Genomic DNA, 21,522 nt, shown 5'->3' with positions numbered 1-21,522 from the left:
TTGGCGGTGCCACCTCCTCGCCCCAATCTGGCGCATCGCGACGCACCATAGCCCCGCCTTCGTCCCTTGCTGGTGCGCCGCCAAACCGCGCAACCGCTCTAACACGACATTTCCCTGCCTTTTTCCGACTGGGCACAGCCTTTGCAAAACAGCCTTCAGTAGTCCGCATCTGCCCATCAAAAAAAAATCAACGTTCATGGAGATCGCACAATGAAGCGTCGCAGCTTGATCAAGGCTTTCACACTCACGGCAAGCATTGCCGCGATGGGCATGACCTGGACGGTCCAGGCCGCCGAGACCATCAAGGTCGGTATTCTGCATTCGTTGTCGGGCACCATGGCGATCTCCGAAACGTCGCTCAAAGACATGGCGCTGATGACCATCGACGAGATCAATGCCAAGGGGGGGGTGAATGGCAAGATGCTCGAACCGGTAGTCGTCGACCCGGCGTCGAACTGGCCACTGTTTGCGGAAAAGGGCCGGCAGTTACTGACCCAGGACAAAGTCGCCGTGGTGTTTGGCTGCTGGACCTCGGTGTCGCGCAAATCGGTGTTGCCGGTGTTCGAAGAACTCAACGGCTTGCTGTTCTACCCGGTGCAATACGAAGGCGAAGAGATGTCGCCGAACGTGTTCTACACCGGCGCCGCGCCTAACCAACAGGCGATTCCAGCCGTTGAATACCTGATGAGCGAAGAAGGCGGCAGCGCCAAACGTTACTTCCTGCTCGGCACCGACTACGTCTACCCGCGCACCACCAACAAGATTTTGCGTTCGTTCCTGCACTCCAAAGGCGTGGCAGACAAGGACATCGAAGAGGTCTACACCCCGTTCGGTCACAGCGACTATCAAACCATCGTCGCCAACATCAAAAAATTCTCGGCCGGGGGCAAGACGGCGGTCATCTCCACGGTCAACGGCGACTCCAATGTGCCGTTCTATAAAGAGCTGGCCAACCAGGGCCTGAAAGCCACCGACGTGCCGGTCGTGGCGTTCTCGGTCGGTGAAGAAGAACTGCGCGGCATCGACACCAAACCATTGGTAGGCAACCTCGCGGCGTGGAACTACTTCGAATCGGTGGAGAACCCGGCGAACAAGAAATTCGTCGCCGACTGGAAAGCCTACGCGAAGAAACACAACCTGCCGGGCGCCGATAAAGCAGTGACCAACGACCCGATGGAAGCCACCTACGTGGGCATTCACATGTGGGCGCAAGCGGCAGAAAAAGCCAAGTCCACCGATGTCGATAAAGTCCGCGAAGCCCTCGCCGGCCAGACCTTTGCCGCACCGTCCGGCTACACCTTGACCATGGACAAGACCAACCATCACCTGCACAAGCCGGTGATGATCGGCGAGATTCAGGCCGATGGTCAGTTCAACGTGGTGTGGCAGACCGAAGGCCCGATCCGCGCCGAGCCGTGGAGCCCGTTTATCTCGGGCAACGACAAGAAGCCGGATTATGCGGTGAAGAGCAACTAAGCCACCTGGATGTCGGGCCCGCGCACAGTATTCGGGGCCGACACAAATCCCCTGTGGGAGCGAGCTTTTGTGGTGAGGGGATTTATCCCCGTTCGGCTGCGTAGCAGTCGTAAACCCGTTGAATGGGGTTGGACTTTTAGGTGCTGGGGCTGCTTCGCAACCCAACGGGGATAAATCCCCTCGCCACAAGAGCTCCCTCGCCACATGAATCTGCTCCCACCCTTAGTCCGCGCAAGGCTAACAATATGCCCACTGCCTTCTACCGTTTGATCCTCGCCTGCCTGCTATTGCTGCCGCTCGGCGTACGCGCCGGCGACGCCGAAGACTTCGTCGCCGCCAATCCCGTGCAGCAAGCAAAACTTCTCGAAGCCTGGGCCGCGCAGCCCGATCCGGCGCGTGTCGAACTGATCAATGCCCTGCAACAAGGCGAATTGACCGTCGACGGCCAACCGAAAATCCTGCGCCTGAACAACCGCCTGCGGGGTCTGATCGACACCGCGCTGGCCAGCCATCAGTTGCTCGCCGCCGACGCCAACATCCGTCTGGCCGCCGCCCGGCAATTGCAGAAAAGCGCCAAACCGGCGCAGCTGAAATTCCTCGACCGGCAACTGGCGAGCGAGCAAGACCAAAGCGTCCACGCGGCGCTGAGCCTCGCATTGGCCAATCTACAACTGGTGGACACCGACCCGGCGGTGCGCCTCGCTGCAGTGCGTCTGCTCGGTGAAACCGGCGATCCACTGGCCCGCACCCGCCTCGAAAACTTGCTGCAACCGGGTGTCGAAGCGGACGCCTCGGTGCGCACCGCCGCCGAGACCAGCCTCGCCCAAGTAAAACGCAAACTGTTGATTGGCGAAGTGCTCGGCCAAGCCTTCAGCGGCATGTCGCTGGGCTCGATTCTGCTGCTCGCGGCGCTGGGTCTGGCGATCACCTTCGGCCTGCTCGGCGTGATCAACATGGCCCACGGCGAAATGCTGATGCTCGGCGCGTATTCAACCTACGTGGTACAGCTGATGTTCCAGCGCTTCGCTCCGCAAGCCATCGAGTTCTATCCATTGATCGCCTTGCCGGCGGCGTTTTTTGTCACGGCGGCGATTGGCATGGCGCTGGAACGCACAGTGATTCGTCACCTTTACGGGCGCCCTCTGGAAACCCTGCTCGCCACCTGGGGCATCAGCCTGATGCTGATTCAACTGGTGCGGTTGGTGTTCGGTGCGCAGAACGTCGAGGTGGCCAACCCGGCCTGGCTCTCGGGCGGGATTCAGGTGCTGCCGAATCTGGTGCTGCCATACAACCGCATCGTGATCATCGCTTTCGCACTGTTCGTGGTGGTGCTGACCTGGCTCCTGCTGAACAAGACGCGCCTGGGTTTGAACGTTCGCGCCGTCACGCAAAACCGCAACATGGCCGCCTGCTGCGGCGTGCCCACCGGGCGCGTCGACATGCTCGCCTTCGGTCTCGGCTCGGGCATCGCCGGCCTCGGCGGTGTGGCGCTCAGCCAGATCGGCAACGTCGGCCCGGACCTCGGCCAGAGCTACATCATCGACTCGTTTCTGGTGGTGGTGCTCGGCGGTGTCGGGCAGTTGGCCGGTAGCGTGCTCGCCGCGTTCGGTCTGGGCATCGCCAACAAAATTCTCGAACCGCAAATCGGCGCGGTACTGGGCAAAATCCTGATCCTCGCGCTGATCATTCTGTTCATCCAGAAGCGTCCGCAAGGCCTCTTCGCACTGAAAGGACGGGTGATCGACTGATGAACCAGCCCCTGATGCTCACGGCCACGCAAAAGGCCGGCCCTAAAGTCACGATTGCTGTCGGTGCGGTGATCCTCGTGCTGTTGCTGGCGTTGCCGTTGCTGTCGCTGCTGTCGCCGGACAACGCGCTTCACGTCTCCGCCTACACGCTGACCCTGGTGGGCAAGATTCTTTGTTACGCCATCGTCGCCCTGGCGCTGGACCTGGTCTGGGGCTACGCCGGCCTGCTGTCCCTCGGTCACGGTCTGTTCTTCGCTCTTGGCGGTTATGCGATGGGCATGTACCTGATGCGCCAGGCCTCGGGCGATGCCTTGCCGGCGTTCATGACGTTCCTGTCGTGGACCGAGTTGCCGTGGTACTGGACCGGCACCAGCAGCTTCCTCTGGGCCCTGTGTCTGGTGGTATTGGCGCCCGGATTACTGGCGTTGGTGTTTGGCTTTTTTGCCTTTCGTTCGCGGATCAAGGGCGTGTATTTCTCGATCATGACCCAGGCCCTTACCTTCGCCGGAATGCTGCTGTTCTTCCGCAACGAAACCGGCTTTGGCGGCAATAACGGCTTCACCAACTTCCGCACCATTCTAGGGTTTGGCATCACTGAACCGGGGACGCGCGCGGTGCTGTTTTTTGCCACCGTGGTGTTGCTGGTGGCGAGCCTGTTCATCGGTTGGCGTCTGGCGCAGAGCAAGTTTGGCCGAGTGTTGACCGCGCTGCGCGATGCTGAAAACCGCCTGATGTTTTGCGGCTACGACCCGCGGGGTTTCAAGCTGTTTGTGTGGGTCTTGAGCGCGGTGTTGTGCGGTCTGGCCGGTGCTCTGTACGTGCCGCAAGTGGGGATTATCAACCCGAGCGAAATGTCGCCGACCAATTCCATCGAGGCCGCTGTGTGGGTTGCGCTGGGCGGTCGCGGCACGCTGATCGGTCCGCTGCTCGGCGCCGGTGTGGTCAACGGCATGAAGAGCTGGTTCACCGTGGCCTTCCCGGAATACTGGCTGTTCTTCCTCGGCGCGCTGTTCATCGTCGTGACCTTGTACCTGCCCAAAGGCGTGATCGGTCTGCTGAAAAAAAGGGGTGAATAATGAGAACGACTGCGACCGCTGAATTCATGCTCGAACCCGCCTTCTATCCACCGGAACCGAACAAGGACGCCGGCAGCAGCCGCGACGCCATCGGCCTCGGTCAACGCGTTGGCCCCGGCCTGGATACTCGGCACGGCACGATTCTGACCCTGGAAGACATCAGCGTCAGTTTCGATGGGTTCAAGGCGTTGAATGATTTGAACCTGTACATCGGCGTCGGCGAATTGCGCTGCATCATCGGCCCCAACGGCGCGGGCAAGACCACGCTGATGGACGTGATCACTGGCAAGACCCGGCCCAGCCACGGTAAGGCCTGGTTCGGTGAAACCCTCGATCTGACGCAGATGAGCGAAGTGCAGATCGCCCAGGCCGGCATCGGTCGCAAGTTCCAGAAGCCGACGGTGTTCGAAGCGTTGAGCGTGTTCGAAAACCTCGAACTGGCGCAGAAAACCGACAAGTCGGTGTGGGCCAGCCTGCGGGCGCGCTTGAGTGGCGAACAGAAAGACCGCATCAGCGAAGTGCTGGACACCATCCGCCTGACCACTTCGGTCAATCGCCCGGCGGGCTTGTTGTCCCACGGTCAAAAACAGTTTCTGGAGATAGGCATGTTGTTGATGCAAGACCCGCAATTGCTGCTGCTCGATGAGCCGGTCGCGGGAATGACCGACGCCGAAACCGAATTCACCGCCGAGCTGTTCAAGCGCCTGGCAGGCAAGCATTCGCTGATGGTGGTGGAGCACGACATGGGCTTCGTCGGCTCGATTGCCGACCACGTCACCGTGTTGCACCAGGGCAGCGTGCTGGCCGAAGGGTCGCTGGAACAGGTGCAGGAAAACGAGCGGGTGATCGAGGTGTATCTCGGCCGATAACCGCATTCCCTGTAGGAGCTGTAGGAGCTGTAGGAGCTGTAGGAGCTGTCGAGTGAAACGAGGCTGCGATCTTTTGATCTTCAATGCTGCCAGCAAAGATCAAGATCAAGATCAAAAGATCGCAGCCTCGTTTCACTCGGCAGCTCCTACGAAAGCAGATCACGCGCGTCGTGGAATAAAAGGTAATTGAACATGCTGCAAGTCGACAAGCTGCATCAGTATTACGGCGGTAGCCACATCCTGCGCGGCCTGACGTTTGACGTGAAGGTCGGTGAAGTCACTTGCCTGCTCGGGCGCAACGGCGTGGGCAAGACCACCCTGCTCAAATGCCTGATGGGTCTGCTGCCGGCAAAGGAAGGCGCGGTGAATTGGGAAGGCAAACCGATCACCACGTTCAAACCGCATCAGCGGGTGCATGCCGGGATCGCCTACGTGCCGCAGGGCCGTGAGATTTTCGGCCGGCTCACCGTTGAAGAAAACCTGCTGATGGGCCTGTCGCGGTTTCCAGGCAGCGAAGCGAAAGAAGTCCCGGCGTTCATCTACGAATTGTTCCCGGTGTTGCTGCAAATGAAGCAACGCCGTGGCGGCGACTTGTCCGGCGGGCAGCAGCAGCAGCTTGCCATCGGTAGAGCATTGGCCAGCCGACCGCGGTTGCTGATTCTTGATGAGCCGACCGAAGGCATCCAGCCGTCGGTGATCAAGGAAATCGGCGCGGTGATCAAGAAGCTCGCCGCGCGCGGTGACATGGCGATTTTGCTGGTGGAACAGTTCTACGATTTCGCCGCCGAACTGGCCGATCAATACTTGGTGATGTCCCGAGGCGAGATCGTGCAGCAGGGTCGCGGAGAAAATATGGAAGCCGAGGGTGTTCGCGGTTTGGTAACGATCTAATCTGTAGTGTCCGAACGATAATCAGAAATCATGAATTTACCTCTTCCCACTGCCCTGTTTACCCCACGTTGGCACGCCGAGCTGGAACTGGGCTATGCCCGATTCGGCGACAGCACCCGCCCGGTGCTGCGCCGGCACCAGGGTCCGTTGCGGGTGCAGAAGCATCTGTACGCCGAAGGGCCCGAGGTGTGCCAGCACATCATCGTGCACCCGCCGGGCGGGATTGCCGGTGGTGATCGGCTCGACATTTCGGCCAGCGTGGGCACTGACGCCTGGGCGCAAATCACCAGCCCCGGCGCAGCGAAGTGGTACCGCGCAGCGGGGCCGGCTTATCAGACACTGACGTTGAAAGTGGCCGCGGGCGCGACGCTGGAGTGGCTGCCGCAAGAGACGATTATCTTCAGCGCCGCTCAAGCCGAACTCAGCACCTCCATTGATCTGGAAGGTGACGCGCGGTTGTTCTACTGGGACGTCGTTGCGCTGGGTCGACCGGCCAGTGGCGAGCGTTTCGGTCTCGGGCATTTTCAGGCGCAATTGAATATCCGCCGCGACGGCCAGTTGCTCTGGCACGAACGCCAGCGCATTGTCGGGGGCGACGGTCTGCTCGATTCGCCGATTGGCCTGGACGGGCAACCGGTGTTTGCGACGTTGTTGGTGACGGGGGAAATTGATAGTGAATTGCTGGAGAAGTGCCGCTCGCTGCCCAATGATGTCCGCGGCGACCTGACACAACTGCCCGGCTTGCTCGTTGCCCGGTGTCTGGCCAGCGAAGCGTTGCTGGCGCGGGGTTGGTTGATCGAATTATGGCGATTGCTCAGGCCTGAGCTGTTAGGCCGAGAAGCAGTTCCCCCCAGAATATGGAGCACCTGATTTGCTTTTCTGTGGGAGCGAGCTTGCTCGCGATGGCGTTGGCACACACGACATTGCCGTCGCCAGACACACCGCTATCGCGAGCAAGCTCGCTCCCACAGGGGGGGTGCTCACAAATCCTAATTTTTTTTATTTGCCCAGATGGATTCCAACGATGGACCTGACCCCACGCGAAAAAGACAAGCTGCTGATTTTCACCGCCGGCCTCGTCGCCGAGCGGCGTTTGGCGCGCGGTGTGAAACTCAATTACCCGGAAGCCATGGCCTACATATCGGCGGCGCTGCTCGAAGGCGCTCGCGACGGTAGGACCGTGGCCGAGCTGATGCACTTCGGCACCACACTGCTCAGCCGCGAACAGGTGATGGAAGGCATCCCGGAGATGATCCCGGAGATTCAGGTCGAGGCGACTTTCCCTGACGGCACCAAACTGGTCACCGTCCACCAACCCATCGCCTGAGGCCGCGTCATGACTTACGACATTCGCGATGCAGTGCATGCCGATCTGCCGGCGATCCGCGACATCTACAACGACGCCGTCCTCAACACCACGGCGATCTGGAACGAACAGGCCGTTGACCTGGGCAACCGCCAGGCCTGGTTCAGCGCCCGACAAGCCCAGGGCTATCCGATTCTGGTGATCGTTGACGGCGACAATACGGTGCTGGGCTACGCTTCATTCGGTGACTGGCGGCCGTTCGATGGTTTCCGTCACACCGTCGAGCACTCGGTCTATGTACGCAGCGACCAACGCGGCAATGGTCTGGGCCCACGGTTGATGGCAACGCTGGTCGAACGCGCCAAAGGCTGCGACAAACACGTGATGGTCGCGGCCATCGAAAGCGGCAATGCCGCGTCCATTCGCTTGCATGAACGCGCCGGTTTCGTGACCACCGGGCAAATGCCTCAGGTGGGCACCAAGTTCGGTCGCTGGCTGGACCTGACCTTTATGCAATTGACCCTCAATCCTGGCGCCGAACCGCCGCCCGCCAGCAAGGAGTAACGCCCGATGAACGCCGCCCAACTGCGCCGCGTCAATGTTGAAAGCTTTGCGCATTATCGTCAGGGTTTGATAGAGCTGCTTCTCGACGCCGTCGGCTATGGCGCCAGCGTCGGTTTCATGGCCAATCTGGACGCCCTCCAGGCACGGGCCTATTTCGATGAGGTTCAGGAAAACCTGAACAAAGGCAACGTGCTGCTGTGGGTGGTGGTCAAGGATGAGCAGGTGCAGGCCAGCGTCCAGTTGACCCTGTGCCAGAAAGCCAACGGCCTGAACCGCGCCGAGGTGCAGAAACTGCTGGTGCGCGAGGAAGCGCGTCGTCGTGGGTTGGGCCAACAGTTGATGAGCGCGCTGGAACAGGCCGCCCTCCAACACAAACGCGGCATGCTTTTTCTCGATACCGAAGCCGGTTCCCCCGCCGAAGATTTCTACAAAGCCCTGGGTTACACCCGCGCCGGTGAAATTCCCGATTACGCGTGCGACCCGAGCGGCCAGTACAAACCGACCGCCCTCTATTACAAAGTGCTCCAGGGAGCCCATTGATGATTCCCGGTGAATACCAGATCCAGCCCGGCGACATCGAACTGAATGTGGGCCGCCGCACCCTCAGCCTGACAGTGGCCAACAGCGGTGACCGGCCGATCCAGGTCGGCTCGCATTACCATTTTTTCGAAACCAACGACGCCCTGACCTTCGACCGCGCCGCCAGTCGCGGCATGCGCCTGAACATCCCGGCCGGCACCGCCGTGCGCTTCGAACCGGGGCAGAGCCGCGAGGTGGAGCTGGTGGACCTGGCCGGTCATCGCCGGGTGTTCGGGTTTGCCGGCAGGATCATGGGTGGCCTCGATTGAAACCGGCGGTGGTCCCAAAAGATCGCAGCCTCGCTTCGCTCGACAGCTCCTACAGAGGCTGCGCACAACCTCGATTGTGTGTGTGTGTGTGTGTGAAATGCCGCGCACAACCGCCATTTTGTGTGAACACCCGTAGGAGCTGTCGAGCGCAGCGAGGCTGCGATAGCGAGCTACGCGAGCGGTCTCAAAACCAATTGAATCCCAAGGCATGCCCATGAAAATCTCAAGACAAGCCTACGCCGACATGTTCGGCCCCACCGTCGGTGACAAGGTCCGTCTGGCCGACACCGAGCTGTGGATCGAGGTCGAGAAAGACTTCACTACCTACGGCGAAGAAGTGAAATTCGGCGGCGGTAAAGTCATCCGCGATGGTCAGGGCCAAAGCCAACTGCTCGCTGCCGACGTCGTCGACACGGTGATCACCAACGCGCTGATCATCGACCACTGGGGCATCGTCAAAGCCGATGTCGGCCTCAAGGACGGGCGCATCGCCGGCATCGGCAAGGCGGGCAACCCGGACGTGCAGCCGAACGTCACCCTCGCCATCGGCGCCAGCACCGAAGTGATTGCCGGTGAAGGCATGATCCTCACCGCCGGCGGCATCGACACGCACATCCACTTCATCTGCCCGCAGCAGATCGAAGAAGCGCTGATGAGCGGTGTCACCACCATGATCGGCGGCGGCACCGGCCCGGCCACCGGCACCAACGCGACCACCTGCACCTCCGGCCCGTGGCACCTGGCGCGAATGCTCCAGGCGGCGGATGCGTTCCCGATGAACATCGGCCTCACCGGCAAGGGCAACGCCAGCCTGCCGGAACCGTTGATCGAACAGGTCAAGGCCGGCGCCATCGGCCTCAAGCTGCACGAGGACTGGGGCACCACCCCGGCGAGTATCGACAACTGCCTGAACGTCGCCGACCAATACGACGTGCAGGTCGCGATCCACACCGACACCCTCAACGAGTCCGGCTTCGTCGAAACCACCCTCGCCGCGTTCAAGGGCCGCACCATCCACACCTATCACACCGAAGGCGCGGGCGGCGGTCATGCCCCGGACATCATCAAGGCCTGCGGTTTCGCCAATGTGCTGCCGAGTTCGACCAACCCGACCCGGCCGTTCACCCGCAACACCATCGACGAACACCTCGACATGCTGATGGTCTGCCACCATCTCGACCCGAGCATTGCCGAAGACGTGGCCTTCGCCGAAAGCCGCATCCGCCGCGAGACAATTGCTGCCGAAGACATCCTGCACGACCTCGGCGCGTTCTCGATGATCAGCTCCGACAGTCAGGCCATGGGCCGTGTCGGCGAAGTCATCACGCGCACCTGGCAGACCGCCGACAAGATGAAAAAGCAGCGCGGCCCGCTGCCCGGTGACGGCGCAGGCAACGACAACTTTCGCGCCAAACGCTACATCGCCAAGTACACCATCAACCCGGCAATCACCCATGGCATCAGCCATGAAGTGGGTTCGGTGGAAGTGGGGAAATGGGCCGATCTGGTGCTGTGGCGCCCGGCGTTTTTCGGGGTCAAGCCGACGTTGATTCTCAAGGGCGGCGCCATTGCGGCGAGCCTGATGGGCGACGCCAACGCGTCGATTCCGACACCGCAACCGGTGCATTACCGCCCGATGTTTGCCAGTTACGGCGGCTCGCTGCACGCCACCAGCATGACCTTCATCAGTCAGGCGGCGTACGAGGCGGGACTACCGGAAGCCTTGGGCTTGAAGAAGAAAATCGCCGTGGTCAAAGGTTGCCGCGATGTGCAGAAAACCGATTTGATCCACAACGATTACCTGCCGGACATCGACGTCGACCCGCAGACTTATCAGGTCAAGGCTGACGGTGTGCTGCTGTGGTGCGAACCGGCGGAAACGCTGCCGATGGCCCAGCGTTACTTCCTGTTCTGATCGACGGGCCCAGGCCCCACCGCTCGGCGGCGGGGCTTGGGTGCGCTCACGTTGAAGTGACTTCGTTGCGCTCGACGCTCGTTGGATTTTCAACCGGTTGCAGATCGGCGCGCCGGATTGCTTCTGCGGTCAGTTCGCCAATGAGGGTTTTTTCCTGCGCCGCGATCGTGGCCATCTCGGCGTAATACTGTTCATCGCTCAGCACCGCGCCAGGTTTGATTTCACTCTCCGACTTGCCCAGCAGTTTCGCCAGGCGGCGCACTTGTGAACGCCAATAAATCCTGTGCACCGCCGAATCGCTGTCGAGCCAGGCTTGTTGCGCGGCCTGCAAGTCCAGCAGGGGTTCGGCCCTGGCGTGCAGCACGGCGATCCGTTGCACGTTGGATCGCTTGAGGTAGTTAACCCAGAAATCCTGCTCGAGCAGCAGCGCTTGCAGTTTCGGCCCTTTCTCTTCCGCCAGCACCCGAACGTAAGCCCTCTCGAGCATTTCGGGCGTCACACCTGTGGCGTGGAAGCGCATTTCCCGGGATTGCCATGGCAGATCCAGAAGCTTCGACCCAGCCAATTGAGTGGCGTAGACCATATGGATTTCCACCTCGTCGATGTCCTCCAGCAGTTGCCCCTGCGCATCTCGGTGGGAAATCAAGTTCCCGTGTTCATCCAGCTCGATAAACTGGCGCCCCTCCTCCAGCAAGTCAGCGATCCGCTCGCGGGCAATCTTGCCCAACCTGTCCAGGCGCGACTTGCCCCGCGCCAGCGTGACCAACTGCTTCTGGATGAGGTCGTCTGCGCCCAACTCGTTTGCCTGCACAATCAGCACCTCCACGCCCATGGCATTGAACAACTGGGCGCCTGCATCCACGCACGTCGTGGGGGCAGTGGCCATGCGAAACAGCTTTTCGCGCAATGCCGTGTTGCCGGCCGTGGCCTCGACCATCGTCCAGACCTTGCGAGTCAGATCGACCTTGGCTGCCCGGTCTTCGGTTGTCGCATCCGCGGATTGCGCCAGCTTGCGCAGCTCATTGAAAAACGGCTCTGAACCCGGCTCGTTTTCAAGATCGGCCCATACATCCTGTTTACTTTTCCATTGTTCCTCGGTCATGCCCTCTGCCCAGAGCCTGCTGTCGGCGACACCGCGAGCGTACGCGGGTCGATTCGGTTCAAACCCCACCGAATGACCATAGTCTCTGACCCGTCGCAAATTCTCTGCGGAGATATTGGCGGTTTCGCGGCTGATGAGTGTGCGCGCGATGATCTGCGCCTGCGCCGAGCCGGGCACCACATCAGGAATGATTTCAAGCGCATTGGCCTGCAAATCCAGATAGAACGTGCGCGGCCGTACCTGATCGAACAAGCCCACCGGCCAGGTATTGAGGCCGGTATCAGCCAGTATGAGGAACTGCAAATCCGCCATCTGTCCGACGTCCGGGGGCAACCCCAACGGATTGCCGTCAAGCGACAGGTACCGCAGGCGTTTGAGCCCCCGCAATTGTGCGACTGCGATGGCGTCGAGCTGGATCAGGTTGTCGGACAGATCCAGCGTGGACAAGTGAGTCATGTTCCCGAGATTTTCCGGTAGCGCGACGAGTTCGTTATTGCCAAGCGCCAACGTGCGCAAGCGCTTGAAATTGCGCAGAAACCCGTCTGCGTTACCGACGATGCCCGTATCCGACAGATCCAGATAAGTGACGTGATCGAAATTTGCCGTGAGCGGCGGGAGGTCTTTGAGTTCTTCCCAGAGGTCGATTCCGGACAGATCAATGCGCTGACCCTGCCGGTAGCCGGTATTGTCCAGGTCCACCTCGCCAGTGCGCTGCCAGGCCTGTTTGATTTCTCTCATGATCGTCACCCGGGCTTCCCGGCGCTGGCGGAAGGCAGGTGTCGAACGCTCTTCTACTGACGCTTGGCCAAGCCATGCCCGATGCCAGGTCTCAAGCGTTTTTTTGAGTTCCGCGTATTCGATTTCACGGTTTTTCAACTCCCCTTCCAGCACCTCGTCCATATTTTCGACCATTGAACTGATTTCCTCCACGGTCATCGCGGGATACAGCGCACGAAGTCGCGCCTCGGTTGCCCGCTCCCACCGACTGACGTCGGGGAAGTCGCTCAAGGGATAGCCGATTCGCTCGCCGGACAATCGCGTTAGCGGGTTAAGGAACGGCTGTTGCCGCGGTCGCATCTTCAGCAACGGACGAAGTTGATCCTGGCTCAGCTGATGTTCGAGGATTTTCGCCTTTAACTGCATGCCGAGCGCCACATCCGGCAACCCGATGGCCTTACGCTGACGGTCGGGCAACGCATGTTGAATAGACGAATAGAGGTCATCGGCACCGTGCAAATGTTCGTCGCGATCATTGCGTGTCTGGTAGCGACCATCTTCCCCGCGCAACAGCACTTTGCGTTCGCTGGCGTCCTCGGGCCCCACACTGGCGCGCAGCTCACCCTCAATCGAACCCTGGCGCACTTCAATACGGATGTCGTCCACCCAGCCCGGCAAGGTCTTCAACGTGTTGAGTGCCAGCGTTTCGGTGTCCTTGTCGAGCAGTGCGTCAAGGTACAAGCCTTCGTAGGCGTGGGTCAGCCGCAACTGCTGCTGTAACCGCCGCGCACCTTCGGCCAAGCGCAATGGCACGCGACTGTCGTTCTCCAGGGTTCCCCGCTCATCGGGCGTGGCGTCGGCCAACAGTTCCTCGACCAACGACGCGGGCAGTCCGCTGAAGTCCCGCTGCACCACCGCAACCGCCGTATTGGCCGAGGGTTGTTGGTCGGCATAGAGGCTGCGCGTGAGCCGCGCCCGGGCATTGGTTGCACGCTCTTGCAGTTTTTTTTGCAGGGCGCGCGCCTGCTCTGCCGGCGCACTGGGTGTGTAGTCCGGCAGGAGCGTTTTGATTTGCGCCTCGCTCATCGAGGCAATGATCCGGGCGGGTAACTGGCCGTTCATCAGTTCCGTGCGGCTGACCTTGAGGATGTCCTGCGGCAATGCATCGGGTTTGCCGTACTTGACCGAAAGTCCGATCAAGCCGTTTCCGGAAAACGCCTCAATGGCCTTGCTTGCCGGCCACCCCGGCAACTCGACCGCCAGGGAGGCGGCGTAACTGCAAAGCCCACTGGAGAGCGCGCCGTCGCGAATGCCGTGAGCGACCTTCAAGGCATCGTCATAGGCGCGAAACTTCTTGAAAGATTCAAGCAGGATGGCGGGAACCGGTTCGCCCTCGACATGCACCCGGCGCAGGACATCGTGATCGACACCACTGACCTGCCGGATCTGCTCCAGCTCGGTATCGCTGAACCCCTCCGTCAACAAACCGAGCCGACGCATCAGCGTCGCGCTCCAGCGCTGCGGGTTTTCCAGTTCATGGTTCCACGCGCCTTGGCCGTTGTGCACCAGCGCCGGGCGATAGGCCTCGGGCCGGGTCGGGTGCTGCATCCGGTACTGCTCGCCGGTCGCGTCTTGCCCCACCAGATAGTGCTCGCTTTCAAGGGGCAGAACTCGCTGTCCATCGTGCTCGTACAGGCCCAGTTCATTCGGGCTGGCCTCGGGTGGCAGCGTAACGTCGGCCTGGTAGCGCGAAAGGTCAGTGTTCCACAACCTTTGCTCGCCGTTGTCCAGCGTGACGGGTTTGAGTGAATCCACCCGGCTCGACAGCTGAACCTTGGGCAGCACGGCCGCCCCGACACCCACGAACGCAACATTCAACGCCACGCTGGCGAAGTGTGCCCACATCTCTTTGGGTTCACCCTCTTCGTACGCTTCAAAACCCTCGAACACCTCATCGCACATTTGCCCGGCCCCCACCATCAACATAATGGGCCCCAAACCCGGCACCACAAACGCGGCCAGGTTCAGCACGTTGACCACCGCATCCAGGTAGCTCTTGAGCCTGTTTTCCCGGGTAACGCGGTCTTCATCGCCGGTGGTAATGGCGATTGCCCGGGCATCGCTGTAGATTTTTTCAACAGTGTTTTGCCGCAACCGTAGCCACAGATCGCCATGGATGGCGACATCGTCCACCGGCAGCTTCGCGGGCCGGGACTGCACGGGGTAGTCCGCCTCGGCGCCGACACTGGCTGGCTTGTACAGATGGTTGAAATGACGGAAGAAAACACCTTGTTGGCGCAAGGGTATGAACTGGCTGAAAAAACGTCGGTAGGCGCTGCTGTGCAAGCGCGTCCTGAGGTCCACTATGAAGTCAGCGCTGGAGGCATATTCCTTCAGCGGCTGTTGCGGGTCGTTGGGGATGTACACCGCCAAACGCTCTACCCGATCAGAGGCCTTGCGGTTCGGCCCGATCAGCAAGGGCCCCACCAGCTCGATGCCGAATACTGTCAACGCCGCGTAGGTCACCGGCCGGCTGTCCAGGGTGGCGCTACGGGTGGCGGTGAGCGACTGTTGGAGCATGTGGTAGATGTCGGCGCTGATCCCCGACTCGACCTGCTGACTGTTCGGGCGGGTTGCAAATTGCTGCCAGGCAGTTTCGGTGGTCACTGCCAGCTGTTGTCGCCCGTGCTGTTCCAGTTGTCGCTCGAGGGTTTCCCGTTCGCTGTTGTTCTCCGGCTGCACAATGTCCTTGATGTGTTTCTGGTAAAGGCCCCCCAGATCCAGGGTTCGGCACAGGCTGGCAAACTCGTGGGGAGCGATATCCCGGGCCTGGGAATTGACCGCCTCGAACGTCGCAATGACCTCGCCGCCGTTGCTGCTCCAGTCGGTGATGATCTGGCAATCGTTGCAACGCGCAGGCTTGGCTTCATCGGCCTCGAAGTTCGCCAGGGCGGCTTCGAGCAGAGAGACGCCGCGATACTCGTAGTTCAGGCTCGTATCGATTTGCTCATCGAAGACAAACGCACCGAAGAAATCATCCCGCTGTTTGAAACTGTATTTACGGGCGAAAAAGACGTTTCTCACATCAAGGTCGATGTTGAACCTTGCCTTGATCGCATCCTTGAGTGGCTGCTCGGCGAACTCAAGCACATCCTTGATGCGTCCGAGCCTGGCGTCGACTTGATTCAAGGTTTCGCGAAAGCGCCCGTGGCTGTCCGCCAACGCTTTTTTTTGCTCGGGCGTCGCCGTTCGGTACCAGTCGGGAAGTTTCAGCTCATGGCTGGCAGCTTCCATTTGCCGCTGCGCCGAGGCCTCGCGAAACCATGACGGGATGCGGTCTTTAAGAAAATCGTAGTGGACGCCGCGCAGGTCGGCACTGAAGGTGCCTTGGGCAGCAGAAGAGGGCGTTTTTGATCCGGTCATAGCGGGTCATCCGTGACTGATTGAAAGTCATCAGAGCCTAACGAACGGCATCCGCAAAAAAGCTCAAATATGTACCGCACGACCCATACCTGAGCCACAACGACGCGATGGCAAGGAAGCCATCGCGTCGCGACATCACCTCAAGCCGGTCGATTGAACCCTGAAAGGCACTTCGACCCGTTGCAGCTTCGCCCGGTCCATGGCGTGTTGCGTCAACTGTTTGAGCAACTCTTCGCGCTCATCCTTGATCGCAGCGTATTGCTGCGCGAACTCGTCATCCGTCATGACCGTGCCGGGCGCGAATTCGCTTTCCGGTTTGCCCAGTTCAAAAGCCAGGACCCTGATCCGGGTTTTCAACCGGTCTTTTTCCTCAGGCAACAAGTTCAAGCCGTCATTCCTCTCCTGCAAAGCGGACTTGAACTCATAAAGCGTGTTCATTCGTTGCTCGAACTGCTTGAAGCGCGTCCGGTTGGAGCCTTCCACATAGGATTTCCAGAACGGCAGTTCGGCAATCGAATCACGCAGCCCATTGCCCTCTTCCAGCCCAAGCACCCGGATGCGTGCGTTTTCGATCATCGGCCGGGTGACGCCGGCAATCCCGCGAAATTGCATGGTGCGTGCCTGCCAGGGCAAGTCGAGGCCGCCGTCCGCCTCCGAATTGGCCAATTCGGTGGCAAACGCCAGGTGAACTTCGACGATATCGATGCTGCCCGTCACGTTGTTATCGGCGCCGATCCGTCGAATCTGCTCACCGCTCGCCAGGCGTTTCGCAATGGTGCGTTCGGCAATGCGCTCGATCTCGTTCAGACGCGACGCGCCCTTGGCCAGGCTGACCAGTTCGGCTTCAATCAATCCGGGGTTTGCCAGCCCGTAGGCTTCGTGAATGAGCACTTTCATGCCAAGGACGTTGAACAGTTGCGTCGCCCCGTCGACACACTCGGTGCGCGCCACCGCCTCGGCAAACAGGGTTGTGCGCAACTCACTGTCTTCAGCCATGGCCTCCAGCATCCGCCAGACTCTGGCCGTCAACTCGCGCCGATAAATACCCTCGTCCTTCTTGAAATCGGCGGACTGCGTCAGCCGCCGGATTTCGTTGAAAAAGGCCTCGGAGTTGAACTCATCCTCGACCGCATCCCAGATCGCCTGCCGGGTTTGCCATTTGTCATCGGACAACCCCTCGGCCCATTGGGCGCTGTCCAGGGTGCCCCGGGGCGGGTACGGGCGTTCGGGGTCGAGGCCGACCGATTCGGTATACCTGCGCAGCGTGTTCAGGTTCTCCCCGGACATCCACTGTGGCTCGCGACTCACCAGGGTGCGAGCCACTATCTCCGCGCGAAAGGACCCGGGGGCAACATCGGGTACGCGGTTGATCGGGTTGCGCCACAGGTTCAGGTAGAAGTTGCGAGGCCGCGATTGGGTCAACAGTCCAGTCGGCCAGGTATCGACGCCGGTGTTCTCGAGGATCAGCGTATGCAACTCCGGCATCTGGCTGACATCAGGGACCAGACGCAGGGGATTGTCTTTGAGCCCAATGAACCTCAGTCGGGTCAGGCCGCGCAAACGGGTGACCGCTTGTTGGTTCAGCTCGATCCGGTTGTCCGTCAGGAACAGGTGAACGAGGTAAGGCATTTCGCCGATGGCCGCAGGCAAACCAGTCAACTGATTCGCGCCGAGGTCCAGATAGCGCAACTGGCGAAAGGATTGCAGAAAATGCACCTGGCTGGTGAGCAGGTTGGCCCGGCGCACGTTCAACTCAGTGACGTGTTCGAAATTGGCGGTCAGCCTCGGCATGCTCGCCAGGTGCTGCCCCATGAGTGGCCCGTCCAGCGTGAGCGTCTGCGCACGGACAATGCCGGGCGCGCCCTCGCCCGCCGGGCCGGTGCGCTGCCAGCATTGCTTGATGGCCGAGTAGAGTTGCTGCCTGGAGGAGATTTGCGCACGGGCATCGGCCATGGTGGCCGGGGAATTGACCCAGCGTTGAAGCGACAGTTGCAACTGCACGAACTCATCCTCCAGCGCTTTCAAACGCGCCGGTGCGGCGTCCCCGAAACCTGTCAGCAACTCATTCACCTCTGCTTCGGAAAAGCCCGGGTACAACCAGCCGATACGCTGCCGCATCGTCGTCACGCTCAGTTTGCGCGAATACCACGGCATGCCCCCGCGAAGACGCATGGCGCGCGGATCGTAAGCCGGTTTGCGGATCGGGTGCTGCCCCAGAACCTGGGTAAAACGCTCCTGACTCAGTGGCGAACGCTGTAGCGCTTGCTTGAGCTTGTCACCCTGGAAAATATCGAACCCCAGTGCCCGGCGCTCGCTGTCGGGCAAGGCATGCAGCACCGCAGCATAAAAGTCATCGGCGCCGTGCAGATGTTGCGCTTGCTCGTCCCGGGCGTGATACAAGCCCTGCTCATCGACAAACAGCACTTTGCGGATCGGCGCGTCTGCAGGCCCGACGCTGGCCTGCAGTTCCCCGGTGTACGAAAAGGCCCGCACCTCGATGCGAACCCCGGCCGACCAGCCCGGCAAAGCGGCCAGCGAAGCCAGCTCAAGCCGACGGGTATCCACGTCTTCCAGCGCTTCCAGGTAGAGCCCTTCGTAGGCGCGGCTCATTCGCACACGGTCCTGCGCAGCCCGGGCTTTTTCGCGAAGGCTCAGGGGAATGCGCTTTTTTTGTGTCAGGTGCAGCAATTCTTCCGGGGTGGCGTCGCGCAACAATTGCCCGGCGACGATCACGGGCAATGTCGGATACTCGTCGCACAGCAAAAGCACATCGACGCTGGCAGAAACTGTCTGCTGTTTGTAGAGGGCGTCGAACACGCGTTTACGCTGCTTACCCGCGTGTTCGGCCAGGCGTTTGCGCAATTCACTGATGCGCACTTGTTTGTCGCTGGAAATCCCTTCGCCGAGCAGCTCATAAATTTCCGTTTCGCCGAGATTCTCGATCACCCGTGTCGGCAAACGGCCGTTCCGAAGATCTTCGCGGGACAGTTTGATCTGACGATCAGCCGCGCCGAACTCGACCGCCACACCGTCCAGCTGAGGTCCGTCGAACAGCGCGATCCCTCGGGACTCAGGCCAGCGCGGGAGTTCGGTCATGAATGCCGGAATCAGCTCCTCCATCGCTTCGGGAATCTGCTGCGCGAGAATATGCCCCGCAAGGTCGCCGGCCTGCGCATACACCTTGAAGCGATCGAGGGTGTCGGTCAGCATCGCCGAAGGCGCTTCGTGCTCGACATGCATTCTGCGCAATGCGTTTTCCTCGACGCCGCTGACGGTCAGCACCTGCTCGAGGGATTCATCGGACAGCGCATCCGTGGTCGGGCCCAAACGCCGCAGCAAACGTTTCTTGTCCCAGGCCAGCGGACGATCGATTTCAGTCTTCCAGCTGCCGGCACCGTTATGCTCCACTGGCGGGCGATACGCCTCTGGCCGCAGCGGGTGCTCAAGGCTGTGCAACCCGGTCTGCGGGTCCGTCGCCACCACGTAATGTTTGTCCTCGAGGCGCAGGACATCCTTGTTCTCATGTCGGAACAGACCCAGCGGTCTGGCCTGGGCGTCTTGCGGCAGGACAACCGGATGCTCATAGGCTGTCAGGTCGTTATTCCACAACCGCTGCTCGCCCTTGAACTCCACGGGCTTGAGGTTTTCAACGAAAGGTGAAAGGACCACAGGCGTCCGGGGCAGCACATGCCCGGCGCCCATCAGGGCGAATTGCGCAAAGTTGATCAGCACGCCGTTGATGTAAGCCGCGGCTTCTTCCCTGTCGCCCTTGCTCCAATCCTCGATACCTTCGGCGAGCTCCCCGAGCATCTGCGCGACCATGATGCCCAACACCACCTCGCCCACGCCCGGCACCAACATGGCGGCGAAGCTGAACAGGTTCCAGCCGATGTCCAGGTAGCTGGTCAGACGTTTCCAGCGACTGGTCGAATCTTCATCGTCGGTCGGCACGGCAATGCAGCGTGCATCGCTGATGACCTTGTCCCGCCGCTCCCGGAACAGGGTGATCCACAGGTCACCGGCGATCCGGTTGGTGATGGGCTGCGCGTCGGGATTTTCAATGGCGGTTTCGCGCCACCAAGGGCCCATGTCGAGCGGTTCGCGCTGTTTCCACTTGAGGGTCTTGAGCCGCTCGTTGACCCTGGCGAAAAAATGCCCTTTGTCTTTCTGCGCTACAAACCGGCTGAAGAATGCCTGATAATCCGGGTCGCGCAACTGACCGATCAAGGCTTTCATGAACTCGGACAGCGAAGCGTATTCTTTCAGCGGATGGTCCGGGTCATCCGGTACATACGCAATCAACGGCCCGGTCAAACGACTCTGTCGGAAAATGTCTTCATTGCGCAGCATCTCGTCTCCGACACCCGTGGGGCCGTTGGCGAAGAAGGCCTGGATCAGCTTGAACTTCTCGAACTCGCGACCGGGCAACAACGGAATGAGCCGAGACCAGCCGGTCCAGAATTTCACGCGCTCAGGCGTCAAGGCATCCACGGCCGTTTTCAACGCCGATGCCTCGCCCTCAGCGCTGAACAGCACGATTGAGGTCATGCGAAAACCCATCAGCGACAATCGGTGACTGTGCAGGGGCGTGCCGTGGAATCTGATGTCTGCCTTGCCGGCGATGACGTCTTGCAGCCGCTCAAAAGCTGCAGCGCTGATATCGCCTTTGAGTCGCGCGATAAACGCCGATGACTTGAACGCGGCTTTTTCACTGGCTGTCGAGCGGTCCTGCAACCGCTGCTTTGCATCGGCCGTCGCAGGCTCCAGCCGCGCCTTGATATGGGTTTGATATTGCCCGCCGATATCCAGCCTGCGACACAGGGCGGCGAACCTTGCCGGTGTCATGGCGTTGATGCGGTGCGGGGTGCCTTCGGGACTGACGCGATACACACCAGAGCCACTGCGAAACGCGTCCTCCCGGGTTTCCGCTTGTTCAAAGTTATGCAGCGCCGCGGCGAGTAACGAACCTTGGCGCAGGCGACTGACCCCGGTATCGATATTGAAAATGAGGTTGTCCGGGACATAAAGATGAAGGGACAGGGTTTCAGGATCCTCAGTGGTATTGAAATTCGCTTGCAGGGAGGTCGTGAGCAAGCGTTTTCCAAAGGCATTGATATCGCTCTGAAGATCACCCAGCAGTTCATCCAGCTCGCCTTGCAAGCGCCAGCGATCATCCATCAATGCTTTCAATTGCTGCCGGTTGGCAGCATCTTTTTTCAGGTACCAGTCCGGCCACCTGGACTTCAGCTTCACGACTGATTCAAGCGTGGCGGGGGACGCGTTTTTTATCGCAAAGGGAATGACCTTGGTCACTCGTTGCTCATGAACACTCTGTTCAACTTTGATTTCAGACGGCGCGTGGGTCGGATTGCTTCCTTGCAAATCAGACATGGGTTCAAACCTTAAATAATGGGTGAAGCCACTAGACTATTCGCCCATCTGCAAAACAAAAGACTGAATAACTGTTGGTTAGACGGAGGGGGATACGCTCTTCGTTCGAAAAACACGAAGGCAAAAACACATATGTACCACCCTGATAAACGCTCCTCGTGCCGACGGGTCGCAGGAGGTTTTTCCGGCCGGAAGA

Annotated in this window: 13 protein-coding genes; 11 read left to right on the top strand and 2 right to left on the bottom strand. The window is 60.3% G+C overall.

The window, feature by feature from the left end; genetic code table 11:
- The first annotated feature begins 210 nt into the window (after positions 1–210).
- From urtA to ureC, 11 genes are all read left to right on the top strand, one after another.
- Positions 211–1,476, top strand: a complete 1,266-nt coding sequence (urtA, locus tag F8N62_RS20185; RefSeq protein WP_150712331.1) for an urea ABC transporter substrate-binding protein — start codon at positions 211–213, stop codon at positions 1,474–1,476.
- Between the two features lie 245 nt (positions 1,477–1,721).
- The gene (urtB, locus tag F8N62_RS20180) at positions 1,722–3,224 is read left to right on the top strand and encodes an urea ABC transporter permease subunit UrtB (protein WP_150712330.1); all 1,503 of its coding nucleotides are present in this window, start codon (positions 1,722–1,724) and stop codon (positions 3,222–3,224) included.
- Entirely contained in the window at positions 3,224–4,300 is a 1,077-nt protein-coding gene (urtC, locus tag F8N62_RS20175) for an urea ABC transporter permease subunit UrtC (protein WP_150712329.1), read from the top strand. The genes urtB and urtC overlap by 1 nt, the downstream gene beginning before the upstream one ends.
- Positions 4,300–5,169 carry an urea ABC transporter ATP-binding protein UrtD gene (gene urtD, locus F8N62_RS20170; protein WP_150712328.1) on the top strand — a complete coding sequence of 290 codons (870 nt, stop codon included), beginning with the start codon at positions 4,300–4,302 and terminating at the stop codon, positions 5,167–5,169. The genes urtC and urtD overlap by 1 nt, the downstream gene beginning before the upstream one ends.
- A gap of 192 nt (positions 5,170–5,361) precedes the next feature.
- On the top strand, positions 5,362–6,060 hold the full coding sequence (gene urtE, locus F8N62_RS20165) for an urea ABC transporter ATP-binding subunit UrtE (RefSeq protein ID WP_008031204.1): 699 nt from the start codon (positions 5,362–5,364) through the stop codon (positions 6,058–6,060).
- Positions 6,061–6,090: 30 nt separating this feature from the next.
- A complete protein-coding gene (locus F8N62_RS20160) occupies positions 6,091–6,930 on the top strand; it encodes an urease accessory protein UreD (protein ID WP_150712327.1) in 840 nt (279 codons plus the stop codon).
- 154 nt (positions 6,931–7,084) lie between these two features.
- A complete protein-coding gene (gene ureA / locus F8N62_RS20155; protein ID WP_033055605.1) occupies positions 7,085–7,387 on the top strand; it encodes an urease subunit gamma in 303 nt (100 codons plus the stop codon).
- A 9-nt stretch (positions 7,388–7,396) separates the two neighbouring features.
- Positions 7,397–7,930: a GNAT family N-acetyltransferase gene (locus F8N62_RS20150; protein WP_150712326.1), complete on the top strand. Its 534-nt coding sequence runs from the start codon at positions 7,397–7,399 to the stop codon at positions 7,928–7,930.
- Positions 7,931–7,936: 6 nt separating this feature from the next.
- The gene (locus F8N62_RS20145; RefSeq protein WP_150712325.1) at positions 7,937–8,470 is read left to right on the top strand and encodes a GNAT family N-acetyltransferase; all 534 of its coding nucleotides are present in this window, start codon (positions 7,937–7,939) and stop codon (positions 8,468–8,470) included.
- Entirely contained in the window at positions 8,470–8,778 is a 309-nt protein-coding gene (locus tag F8N62_RS20140; RefSeq protein ID WP_150712324.1) for an urease subunit beta, read from the top strand. Before F8N62_RS20145 ends, F8N62_RS20140 begins: the two co-directional genes overlap by 1 nt.
- 214 nt (positions 8,779–8,992) lie before the next feature.
- Complete coding sequence (ureC, locus tag F8N62_RS20135) at positions 8,993–10,693, top strand: urease subunit alpha (protein WP_150712323.1); 1,701 nt, start codon at positions 8,993–8,995, stop codon at positions 10,691–10,693.
- Positions 10,694–10,739: 46 nt separating this feature from the next.
- On the opposite strand, the gene F8N62_RS20130 is transcribed toward ureC, so the two are convergent.
- Both F8N62_RS20130 and F8N62_RS20125 read right to left on the bottom strand, forming a co-directional pair.
- On the bottom strand, positions 10,740–15,935 hold the full coding sequence (locus tag F8N62_RS20130; RefSeq protein WP_150712322.1) for an NEL-type E3 ubiquitin ligase domain-containing protein: 5,196 nt from the start codon (positions 15,933–15,935) through the stop codon (positions 10,740–10,742).
- A gap of 135 nt (positions 15,936–16,070) precedes the next feature.
- Positions 16,071–21,326 carry a dermonecrotic toxin domain-containing protein gene (locus F8N62_RS20125; protein ID WP_150712321.1) on the bottom strand — a complete coding sequence of 1,752 codons (5,256 nt, stop codon included), beginning with the start codon at positions 21,324–21,326 and terminating at the stop codon, positions 16,071–16,073.
- Positions 21,327–21,522: the final 196 nt, after the last annotated feature.

Source organism: Pseudomonas fluorescens, assembly GCF_902497785.1.
GTDB lineage: Bacteria > Pseudomonadota > Gammaproteobacteria > Pseudomonadales > Pseudomonadaceae > Aquipseudomonas > Aquipseudomonas fluorescens_BO.
The sequence above is the reverse complement of the archived record's forward strand: the minus strand, read 5'-3'. Positions and strand labels throughout refer to the sequence as shown.

Bases quoted from the DNA above. Each gene is read 5' to 3' on its own strand.
- urtA (WP_150712331.1), top strand. From the start codon at position 211: ATGAAGCGTCGCAGCTTGATCAAGGCTTTCACACTCACGGCAAGCATT.
- urtB (WP_150712330.1), top strand. From the start codon at position 1,722: ATGCCCACTGCCTTCTACCGTTTGATCCTCGCCTGCCTGCTATTGCTG.
- urtC (WP_150712329.1), top strand. From the start codon at position 3,224: ATGAACCAGCCCCTGATGCTCACGGCCACGCAAAAGGCCGGCCCTAAA.
- urtD (WP_150712328.1), top strand. From the start codon at position 4,300: ATGAGAACGACTGCGACCGCTGAATTCATGCTCGAACCCGCCTTCTAT.
- urtE (WP_008031204.1), top strand. From the start codon at position 5,362: ATGCTGCAAGTCGACAAGCTGCATCAGTATTACGGCGGTAGCCACATC.
- F8N62_RS20160 (WP_150712327.1), top strand. From the start codon at position 6,091: ATGAATTTACCTCTTCCCACTGCCCTGTTTACCCCACGTTGGCACGCC.
- ureA (WP_033055605.1), top strand. From the start codon at position 7,085: ATGGACCTGACCCCACGCGAAAAAGACAAGCTGCTGATTTTCACCGCC.
- F8N62_RS20150 (WP_150712326.1), top strand. From the start codon at position 7,397: ATGACTTACGACATTCGCGATGCAGTGCATGCCGATCTGCCGGCGATC.
- F8N62_RS20145 (WP_150712325.1), top strand. From the start codon at position 7,937: ATGAACGCCGCCCAACTGCGCCGCGTCAATGTTGAAAGCTTTGCGCAT.
- F8N62_RS20140 (WP_150712324.1), top strand. From the start codon at position 8,470: ATGATTCCCGGTGAATACCAGATCCAGCCCGGCGACATCGAACTGAAT.
- ureC (WP_150712323.1), top strand. From the start codon at position 8,993: ATGAAAATCTCAAGACAAGCCTACGCCGACATGTTCGGCCCCACCGTC.
- F8N62_RS20130 (WP_150712322.1), bottom strand. From the start codon at position 15,935: ATGACCGGATCAAAAACGCCCTCTTCTGCTGCCCAAGGCACCTTCAGT.
- F8N62_RS20125 (WP_150712321.1), bottom strand. From the start codon at position 21,326: ATGTCTGATTTGCAAGGAAGCAATCCGACCCACGCGCCGTCTGAAATC.